General features: G+C 69.7%; 9 protein-coding genes. 7 read left to right on the top strand and 2 right to left on the bottom strand.

Annotated elements, in window-relative coordinates:
* Nucleotides 1–654 precede the first annotated feature (654 nt).
* The 6 genes from ACTUAL_RS00705 to ACTUAL_RS00680 all read left to right on the top strand — a co-directional run bounded on the left by ACTUAL_RS00705 (nucleotide 655) and on the right by ACTUAL_RS00680 (nucleotide 6,458).
* Nucleotides 655–1,257, top strand: coding sequence for an ANTAR domain-containing response regulator (locus ACTUAL_RS00705; protein ID WP_015804243.1), 603 nt, complete (start codon nucleotides 655–657; stop codon nucleotides 1,255–1,257).
* Between the two features lie 313 nt (nucleotides 1,258–1,570).
* Nucleotides 1,571–2,749, top strand: a complete 1,179-nt coding sequence (locus tag ACTUAL_RS00700; RefSeq protein ID WP_440898899.1) for a branched-chain amino acid ABC transporter substrate-binding protein — start codon at nucleotides 1,571–1,573, stop codon at nucleotides 2,747–2,749.
* 125 nt (nucleotides 2,750–2,874) lie between these two features.
* Nucleotides 2,875–3,837 (top strand): branched-chain amino acid ABC transporter permease, encoded by a 963-nt coding sequence (locus ACTUAL_RS00695; protein ID WP_096496351.1) that lies wholly within the window; start codon nucleotides 2,875–2,877, stop codon nucleotides 3,835–3,837.
* Nucleotides 3,834–4,991 carry a branched-chain amino acid ABC transporter permease gene (locus tag ACTUAL_RS00690; RefSeq protein ID WP_440898898.1) on the top strand — a complete coding sequence of 386 codons (1,158 nt, stop codon included), beginning with the start codon at nucleotides 3,834–3,836 and terminating at the stop codon, nucleotides 4,989–4,991. The genes ACTUAL_RS00695 and ACTUAL_RS00690 overlap by 4 nt, the downstream gene beginning before the upstream one ends.
* Before the next feature lie 32 nt (nucleotides 4,992–5,023).
* Nucleotides 5,024–5,764, top strand: coding sequence for an ABC transporter ATP-binding protein (locus ACTUAL_RS00685; protein ID WP_096498030.1), 741 nt, complete (start codon nucleotides 5,024–5,026; stop codon nucleotides 5,762–5,764).
* Entirely contained in the window at nucleotides 5,754–6,458 is a 705-nt protein-coding gene (locus ACTUAL_RS00680) for an ABC transporter ATP-binding protein (protein WP_015804238.1), read from the top strand. Before ACTUAL_RS00685 ends, ACTUAL_RS00680 begins: the two co-directional genes overlap by 11 nt.
* Before the next feature lie 68 nt (nucleotides 6,459–6,526).
* On the opposite strand, the gene ACTUAL_RS00675 is transcribed toward ACTUAL_RS00680, so the two are convergent.
* Both ACTUAL_RS00675 and ACTUAL_RS00670 read right to left on the bottom strand, forming a co-directional pair.
* The gene (locus ACTUAL_RS00675; protein ID WP_096496349.1) at nucleotides 6,527–7,048 is read right to left on the bottom strand and encodes a hypothetical protein; all 522 of its coding nucleotides are present in this window, start codon (nucleotides 7,046–7,048) and stop codon (nucleotides 6,527–6,529) included.
* A 4-nt stretch (nucleotides 7,049–7,052) separates the two neighbouring features.
* Entirely contained in the window at nucleotides 7,053–7,463 is a 411-nt protein-coding gene (locus ACTUAL_RS00670) for a PaaI family thioesterase (RefSeq protein WP_096496348.1), read from the bottom strand.
* Nucleotides 7,464–7,517: 54 nt separating this feature from the next.
* On the opposite strand from ACTUAL_RS00670, the gene polA reads away from it, so the two are divergent.
* Nucleotides 7,518–9,479, top strand: a 1,962-nt coding sequence (gene polA / locus ACTUAL_RS00665) for a DNA polymerase I (protein ID WP_440898897.1), incomplete at its 3' end; no start/stop codon positions are given.

The raw sequence follows: 9,479 nt of genomic DNA, 5'->3' as shown, positions 1-9,479 counted from the left end.
TGCCCCCGCCCGCGAGTTCACCCGGACGGGAAAACGTTTGGCCGACTCTCGGAAGAGAGCGCGCGTTCGTTAGCGGAATGCGCGCGAGTGACCGGGCCGCGCACCGCGCGGGCGCTACGCCCCGTGCTCGGCACGTTCCGTGACCAGGGGTTCGCGGACACGTTCGGTGAGCGGCGCGGCCGGTTCCAACCCCCTTGAGGGGGTGGCCGGGCCAATCGTTTGCAGGGGTCGTCCGGGCGGCGGGAACCCGGCGGGCGCCCCCGAGCGTTGTGCCGGTGCGCGGACCGCTCCCGGAGCCGTCCGCGCTCGGTGCGGAGGGGTGACCGGAGGTCGCCCGGTGGGGTGGTCGATGCGCGGCCACCCCACCCGTCCGCCCGGTCGTACGACCGCCCGCTGCGCCGAGGGGCGGCTCGGGGTCGTCCGGACGGGGTGGCGCGCGTGCGTCGACACCCCGTCCGCCTTCGCGCGCGCCCGCGAACGTCCGCTGGGCGGGATCGGCGTGTTACCGGCGGGTTAACTTCACCGGAGGGTCCTCCGGGCGGTGTCGGTGATCACGGACCGGTCCCCACGTGGTCCGGTCCCGCCACCGGTAGACTCGCCCTTCGCCCGTCGCATCCGCGTCGGACCTCAGCACACAGCGTCAGGAGGACCCCGGTGACCCAGGCTGCCGAGGCCCAGTCCCAGGCCGCGCCGCGCCGCGTGCTCGTGGCCGAGGACGAGGCCCTGATCCGGCTCGACCTGGTCGAGATGCTCCGCGAGGAGGGCTACGAGGTGGCCGGTCAGGCCGCCGACGGCGACGAGGCGATCACGCTGGCCAAGGAGCTGCGCCCCGACCTGGTCATCCTCGACGTGAAGATGCCCAAGGTCGACGGCATCGAGGCCGCGTCGGTCATCGCGGGCGAGCGGGTGGCCCCCGTCGTCATACTGACCGCCTTCAGCCAGCGCGACCTGGTCGAGCGGGCCCGCGACGCGGGCGCCATGGCCTACCTGGTCAAGCCCTTCGCCAAGCGCGACCTGGTGCCCGCGATCGAGCTGGCCATGAGCCGGTTCTCCGAGCTCCAGGCGCTGGAGCTGGAGGTCGCGGGCCTCAACGAGCGCCTGGAGACCCGCAAGGTCGTCGAGCGCGCCAAGGGCCTGCTGATGACCAAGCAGAACCTGAGCGAGCCCGAGGCCTTCCGCTGGGTCCAGCGCACCGCCATGGACCGCCGCACCACCATGAAGGCAGTGGCCGAGGCCGTCATCGAAAACTTCGGCTGAGCCTGCCGGACCGATCCACTCCGCAGACCCCGGCGTTACCTGAACGGGTAACTCCGGGGTTCTCGCATGTCCATTGTCGGTTACCCTCTGCAAGAGTAGGGTGACCATTCGCTATTTGATCCGAACTTGACGTTGTTAACGCGCGTGAATTTTTCGGTGACTACCGTCACGATGTGGACACAGAGCAGGCAGGCCACCTGTTCACGGAACGCAACTGAAGCTACGTTCCTGCCCTAACTCCACGCCCCCATGTGTCGGGGGTCCTCCGCTTCTCGGCGGAACGGTTGTGGTTGGTGTCATGGGAGGTATTCCGGTGTCAGGAGCACGACTCGGCCGAGTGCTGGCGCTCGCAGCGGCGTCCTCGCTGGTGCTCGCGGCATGCGCGGGCGGCGGCGGCGGCAGCAGCACGGGCAGTGGCGACGGCGACACGGTCAAGATCGGGTTCATGGGTGACCTCACCGGTGAGAACTCGGCGATCGTGATCCCGCCGCGCAACGGGGCGAAGTTGGCGGTCGACGAGTACAACGCCAAGAACCCCAAGGTGAAGATCGAGCTCGTCGAGTACGACAGCCAGGGCAAGCCCGAGCAGGCCACCTCGCTCATCACGAAGGCCGTCGGTTCGGACAAGATCTCGGCCCTGATCGGCCCGGCCTTCTCCGGCGAGTCCAAGGCGATCGGCGGTGTGCTGGACCAGAACAAGATCCCCAGCATCTCCCCCTCGGCCACCAACCCCGGCCTGGCCGCCAACGGCTGGTCGTTCTGGCACCGCGTCGTGGCGAACGACGACGACCAGGGCCCCGGCATCGCGGACTTCCTGGTGAAGGCGAAGAGCCCGAAGAAGGCCTTCGTGCTCTCCGACGACCAGGAGTACAGCACCGGTCTGGCGGACGCCGTCGCGAAGGCGTTCGAGGGCGCGGGCGTCGCGGTCGAGAAGGACCGCTTCTCCAAGGACGCCTCGGACTACTCGTCCGTGGTCACCAAGGTCGCCTCGGCCAACCCCGACGTGATCGTCTACGGCGGCTACTACGCGCAGGCCGGTCGCCTGCTCAAGCAGCTGCGCGACAGCAACGTCACCGCGCCGTTCGCCTCCGGTGACGGCTCGCTCGACGCGCAGCTCGTCTCCGCCGCGGGCGCCCAGGCCGCCGAGGGCGCGATCCTCGCCTGCCCGTGCAACATCCCGTCGGCCGACGTGACCGGTCCGCTGAAGACCTTCTACGACAACTACAAGAAGGCCACCAACGCCGACCCGGCCATCTACGCGACCGAGGGCTACGACGCCGCGACCGCGTACATCAAGGCGATCGAGGCGGGCAACACCACCTCGGAGAAGATCAACGACTTCCTGAAGACCGCGGACTTCGAGGGCGTCTCCAAGCCGATCAAGTTCAAGGCGAACGGCGAGCCCGAGAACAACGCCATCTTCATCTACCAGGTCAAGGGTGGCGTGCTGAAGCTGCTGGGCGCGGCCGACGAGGCCAAGCTCGAGGGCTGATCTCCCGGACGGTCACAGGCAAGGAAGCGCTGGGGAGCGGGCAGCCGTCGCACCGCGACGGCGCCGCTCCCCTCGTGCACTGCGACGTTTTCTCTCCCCGCCCCGTCTCGTGAGGCAGACCAGTCATGCTTGAAGATTTGACCAACCAGTTCCTACCCAGCACGGTGGGTGGACTGGTGATCGGCTCCATCTACGCGCTCGTCGCCCTGGGCTACACGATGGTCTACGGCGTCCTCCGCCTGATCAACTTCGCGCACTCCGAGATCTTCATGATCGGCACCATGGCGTCGCTCGTGACGATCACGGCGATCGCGCCCGCCACCCCGCTGACGGGCGTCGCCCTCATCGGCGTGATGGTGCTGCTCATCCTGGTGTCCGGCGCCGTCTCCGGCGGCGCCGCGGTGCTCCTGGAGTTCGTGGCCTACCGGCCGCTGCGCCGCAAGGGCGCGACCCGCCTGACCGCGCTCATCTCCGCGATCGGCGCCTCGCTGTTCCTGCAGGAGCTGTTCGCGCTCGTCATCATCCCGTGGCTGACCGGCAAGCCGGGGCGCAACCAGCAGTCCGCGGCCCGCATCGTCGACCGCGAGACCCTCTTCACCATCGGCAACGCCGACGTGCGCACCGACCACGTCATCGTGATCGTCGCCGCCATCGTCATGATGGTCGCGCTCGACCGCCTGGTGAACCAGACCAAGATCGGCCGCGGCATCCGGGCCACCGCCCAGGACCCCGAGGCCGCCGTGCTGATGGGCGTCAACATCGACACCATCGTGCGCATCACGTTCCTGCTCGGCGGCACCATGGCCGGTGTCGCGGGCGCGCTGTACCTGATGGAGTACGAGAACACCGTCTACAACGTCGGCTTCGTGCTGGGCATCAAGGCGTTCACCGCCGCGGTCCTCGGCGGCATCGGCAACCTGCGCGGTGCGCTGCTCGGCGGCATCACGCTCGGCCTCATCGAGAACTGGGGCGCCATCTTCCTCGGCTCCGAGTGGAAGGACGTCATCGCGTTCACCGTCCTGGTGATCGTCCTGATGTTCCGCCCGACGGGCATCCTCGGCGAATCCCTCCAGAAGGCCCGCGCATGAAAGGCAACGCTGTGTCTGGCAACTCGAACCCGTTGAGGCGCGTCGGCGCGCTGTTCGACGGCCTGAGGGACTGGTGGGAGCACGCCAAGACCTGGCAGCGCTACCTGGTCTACCTCGGCGCGATCGTCTTCGCCCTGATCCTGCCCGCCCCGTGGATCGGCTCGTTCATGTCGCCCGGCGCGGACTGGACGACCGTGCTGATCTACCCGGTCGGCGTCTACATCCTGCTGGCCGTCGGCCTGAACATCGTGGTGGGCCAGGCGGGCCTGCTCGACCTCGGCTTCGTCGCGTTCTTCGCGATGGGCGGCTACTCGGTGGCCTACTTCGGCACCCAGTACGGCTGGAACTACTGGGCCACCATCGTGATCGGCATCGGCCTGGCCGCCGTCTCCGGCGTCGTCCTCGGCGCCCCGACGCTGCGCCTGCGCGGCGACTACCTGGCCATCGTCACGCTCGGCTTCGGCGAGATCGTCCGGATCACCGCGAACAACACCGACGAGATCGGCGGCGCGCGCGGCATCACGAACATCCCGCACCCGCCGGACATGCTCGGCCTGGAGTTCCGGCTCGACCCCGCGCCGTACTACTACCTGATGGTCGCGGCGATCGCCGTCGTCATCGTCTTCTCGGTGCGGCTGCAGAAGAGCCGCGTCGGCCGCGCGTGGGCCGCGATCCGCGAGGACGAGGACGCCGCCGAGCTGATGGGCGTGCCGACGTTCAAGTTCAAGCTGCTGGCCTTCGCCATCGGCGCGATGATCGGTGGTCTCGCGGGCGGCCTGCACGCGGGCAAGGCGGTGTTCATCGAGCCGAACACCTTCCCGTTCATCCTGTCCGCGACGATCCTGGCCGCGGTCGTGCTGGGCGGCTCGGGCAACCTGCCCGGCGTCATGCTCGGCGCGTTCGTCATCGCCTGGCTGCCCGAGCGGTTCCGCGAGGTCAACTGGCTGGAGGACCTGCTCGGCCGCGACCCGTCCGAGTACCGCATCCTGCTGTTCGGCGGCGTGCTCGTGCTGATGATGGGTCTGCGCCCCGAGGGCCTGCTCCCGTCGCGGCGCAGGAAAGCCGAACTGCACGAGGGGACCGGTGGCATGGGCGCGCTCGGCGCCGAAGTCGCCGGGCCGGACACCGACGCGTCCACGGAGGCGGTCAAGTGAGCACCCCTGTCCTCAAGCTCGACAACGTGGTGATGCGCTTCGGCGGCGTCGTCGCGCTGCGCGGAGCGGACTTCCAGATCAACGAGGGCGAGATCTTCGCGCTCATCGGTCCCAACGGCGCCGGCAAGACCACGGTGTTCAACGTCGTCACCGGCGTCTACCAGCCCACCGAGGGGCAGGTGCTGTTCAACGGCGAGAAGCTCAACGGCACCAAGCGCTTCAAGATCACCAAGCAGGGCGTGGCCCGCACGTTCCAGAACATCCGGCTGTTCCACAACATGTCGGCGCTGGAGAACGTGATGGTGGGCGCGGACGCGCACCACAAGACCGGTGCGATCGGCGCGACCTTCAACCTCCCGTGGCACCGCAAGGAGGAGAAGCGCGGACGCGAGCTGGCGCGGGAGCTGCTCGACTTCGTGGGCATCTCCGCGCGGTCCACGGAGACGGCGAAGAACCTGCCCTACGGCGACCAGCGCAGGCTGGAGATCGCCCGCGCGCTCGCGACCGACCCGAAGCTGCTGCTGCTCGACGAGCCCGCCGCGGGCATGAACCCGGCGGAGAAGAAGTCGCTCCAGGAGCTGATCCGCAAGATCCGCGACGACGGCCGCACCGTCCTGCTGATCGAGCACGACATGAGCCTGGTGATGGAGGTCAGCGACCGCGTCGCGGTGCTGGACTTCGGCCAGCTGATCGCGGAAGGACTCCCGCAAGAGGTGCAGAACAACCCTAAGGTGATCGAGGCGTACCTGGGGGTGTCCGAAGATGCTTCTTGAGGTCCAGGACATCAACGTCCACTACGGCAAGATCGCGGCGCTCAAGGGCATCACCCTCGACGTCAACGAGGGCGAGATCGTCTCGCTGATCGGCGCCAACGGCGCGGGCAAGACGACCACGCTCAAGACGATCTCCGGACTGCGCCCGCTGACCAGCGGCAAGGTGCTGTTCGAGGGTGAGGACATCTCCAAGATGCAGGGCCACCGCAGGGTGCGCCTGGGCATCGGCCAGTCGCCCGAGGGCCGGGGCGTGTTCCCCGGCATGACGGTGCAGGAGAACCTCCTGATGGGCGCCTACACCCGGAAGGGCGAGTTCTCGGCCGACCTGGAGAAGGTGTACGGCCGGTTCCCCCGGCTCGCCGAGCGCAAGACGCAGTTCGCGGGCACCATGTCCGGCGGTGAGCAGCAGATGATCGCCATCGGCCGCGCGCTGATGACGAACCCCAGGGTGCTGCTGCTGGACGAGCCGTCCATGGGTCTGGCGCCGATGCTGATCGCGGAGATCTTCAAGATCATCCAGGAGATCAACGCCGACGGCACGACCGTGCTGCTGGTCGAGCAGAACGCCCAGCAGGCGCTGAAGATCTCGCACCGCGCCTACGTGCTGGAGACCGGTCGCGTCGTGAAGAGCGCGCCGGGCAAGGACCTGCTCGACGACCCGCAGGTCCGCGCCGCCTACCTCGGCGGCCACTGAGACGGGCTGAGAACCGGACGAGGGCCCGACCACCCGCGGTGGTCGGGCCCTCGTCTTGCGCCCTGGGCTCAGCCGAATCGGATCTCGGTGCCCTCCAGGTCCTGCAGGTCGGTCAGCGTCGGCCCGCCGAACGCGCGCAGCGCCACCGGCCTCGCGCCCTCGGGCACGTCGAAGTACGCGTCGTACTCCAGCCGCACGCCCGCGCCGAGGTCGACCCGCTCCGGCTGCCGCTTGATCGTCATTGCCTGGGCGTCCTGCGGGTGCTCGCCGCCCCGCTCGTCCACCAGCACGTGCCTGCGCGCGTCGAACAGGACGCTGCTGCGGCCGGTGTTCACCACGATCATCCGCACCCGCGCGAACCGGCCCTTGGCCCGCCACTCCGCGTGGCTGCCGATGACCACGTCCAACCCGGTGGTCAACCCCAGCAGGGTGAAAGCGGTGTCACCGTCCGAGGTGGTCGGCACGTCCAGCACCACCTCGTCCGGGCGCGGGGCCTCCACCGGGACCCGGTAGGCGGGCGGCGGCGGCGGTTCCGGCGCGCTCGCACACCCGGCCAGCAGCACGGCTAAGAGCGGCAGGGCGGCCCGCACCGCGTCAGACCTCCTTGAGGAAGCAGGTCAGCCGCGCCGTGCACAGCCGCCTGCCGTCCTCGTCGCTGACCACGATCTCGTAGGTCGCCGTGCTGCGGCCCCGGTGCACCGGCTTGCACACGCCCGTCACCAGGCCCTCGCGCGCGGACCGGTGGTGCGTGCAGGACAGCTCCAGCCCGACCGCCACCCGGTCGGGGGCCGCGTGGGTCGCCGCCGCGATCGAGCCCAGCGTCTCCGCGAGCACCGCGTTCGCGCCGCCGTGCAGCAACCCGTACGGCTGGCGGTTGCCCTTGACCGGCATCGTGCCGACCATCTCGTCACCGTCCCACCGGGTGATCTCGATGCCCATCCGGGTCATCAGCTGCTCGTCGGCGAACGCCTGGTCCAGGCCGGGGAGCTGGTCGGGGGTCGTCATGTCGGGCGGCTCCACTCGGGTCGGCTGTCGGACCCTCACCCTAGACTCGCCCGCGTGAGCACCTCAGAAGCCTCCCGCCTGCTCCTGGTCGACGGTCACTCCATGGCCTACCGGGCGTTCTTCGCGCTGCCAGCGGAGAACTTCCAGACCGCCACCGGCCAGACGACCAACGCGGTCTACGGCTTCACGTCCATGCTCATCAACCTGCTGCGCGACGAGAAGCCCACGCACATCGCCGTCGCGTTCGACGTCTCCCGCCGCACCTTCCGCACCGAGGCGTACCCCGAGTACAAGGCGGGCCGCAGCGAGACCCCGGACGAGTTCCGCAGCCAGGTCAGCCTCATCCAGGACGTGCTGACCGCGCTCGCGATCCCGTTCCTGTCCAAGGAGAACTTCGAGGCCGACGACCTCATCGCCACCCTCGCCACCCAGGCGACGGCGCTCGGCCAGAAGGTCCTCATCTGCACCGGCGACCGCGACGCCCTGCAGCTGGTCAACGACGACATCACCGTGCTGTACCCGGTGAAGGGCGTGTCCGAGCTGGCCAGGTACACGCCGGAGCTGGTGCTGGAGAAGCAGGGCGTGCCGCCGTCGCTGTACGCCGACTACGCGGCGATCCGGGGCGACTCCTCGGACAACCTGCCCAACACGCCCGGCGTCGGGCCGAAGACGATCGTGAAGCTGCTCGGGCAGTTCGGCGACCTGAGCGGGCTGGTCGAGGGGGTCGACCAGGTCAAGGGCAAGGTCGGCGAGTCGCTGCGCGCGAACCTGGCCAACATCCTGCTCAACCGGCAGCTCACCGAGCTGGTGCGCGACGTCGAGCTGCCGCTCGGCCCCGAGGACCTGGCCGCCAAGGCGTGGGACCGGGACGCGGTGCACCGGCTGTTCGACCAGTTGGAGTTCCGGGTGCTGCGGGACCGGCTGTTCGCGACGCTCTCGTCCGCCGAGCCCGAGGCCGAGGAGGGCTTCGAGGTCAGCGGCGGCGAGCTCGCCGAGGGCGGGCTGGCGGCGTGGTTCCAGGCGCACGCGGGAGCCCGCGTCGGCGTAGCCCCGCGCGAGTCCGACGGCGAGGTCGAGGGGCTGGCGTTCGCCGTCGGCGGCGAGGGCGGGTACGTGCGGCTGGCCGCGCTGACCCCCGACGACGAGACCGCGCTGGCCGACTGGCTCGCCTCCGACGCGCCCAAGGCCGTGCACGACGCCAAGCCGCTGCTGCACCGGCTCCGCGCGCGCGGGCTGCGGCTCGGCGGGCTGACCAGCGACACCGCGCTCGCCGCGTACCTGGTGCGCCCCGGACAGCGCTCGTTCTCGCTCGACGACCTGGTGCTGCGGCACCTCCAGCGCGAGCTGCGCGCCGAGGAGCCGGGCGGCGGGCAGCTGTCGCTGCTCGACGAGGAGGAGGACGAGGGCGGCAAGGCGGCCACGGCGGCCATCGTGCGGGCCTCCGCCGTCGCCGAGCTGGCCGACGTGCTCGACACCGAGCTGCACCGCACCGGCCAGGAGGGGCTGCTGGCCGACCTCGAACTGCCGCTGCTGGCGCTGCTGGCCGAGATCGAGGGCATCGGCAACGCCGTCGACGACGAGCACCTGACCGGGCTGGAGGCGCACTTCGCGGCGGGCGTGAAGCAGGCCGCGCAGGACGCGTACGCGGTCATCGGCAAGGAGATCAACCTCGGGTCGCCCAAGCAGCTGCAGGTGGTGCTGTTCGACGAGCTGGGGATGCCGAAGACGAAGAAGACCAAGACCGGGTACACCACCGACGCGGACGCGCTGCAGAGCCTGTTCGAGTCCACCCAGCACCCGTTCCTCCAGCACCTGCTCGCGCACCGGGACGTCACCAGGCTCAAGACGACGGTCGACGGGCTGCTCAAGGCGGTCGCCGACGACGGGCGCATCCACACCACGTTCCACCAGACCATCGCGGCCACCGGGCGGCTGTCGTCCACCGACCCGAACCTGCAGAACATCCCGATCCGCACGGACGAGGGCAGGCGCATCCGCGAGGGGTTCGTGGTCGGG

Source organism: Actinosynnema sp. (assembly GCF_052038725.1).
The sequence above is the reverse complement of the archived record's forward strand: the minus strand, read 5'-3'. Positions and strand labels throughout refer to the sequence as shown.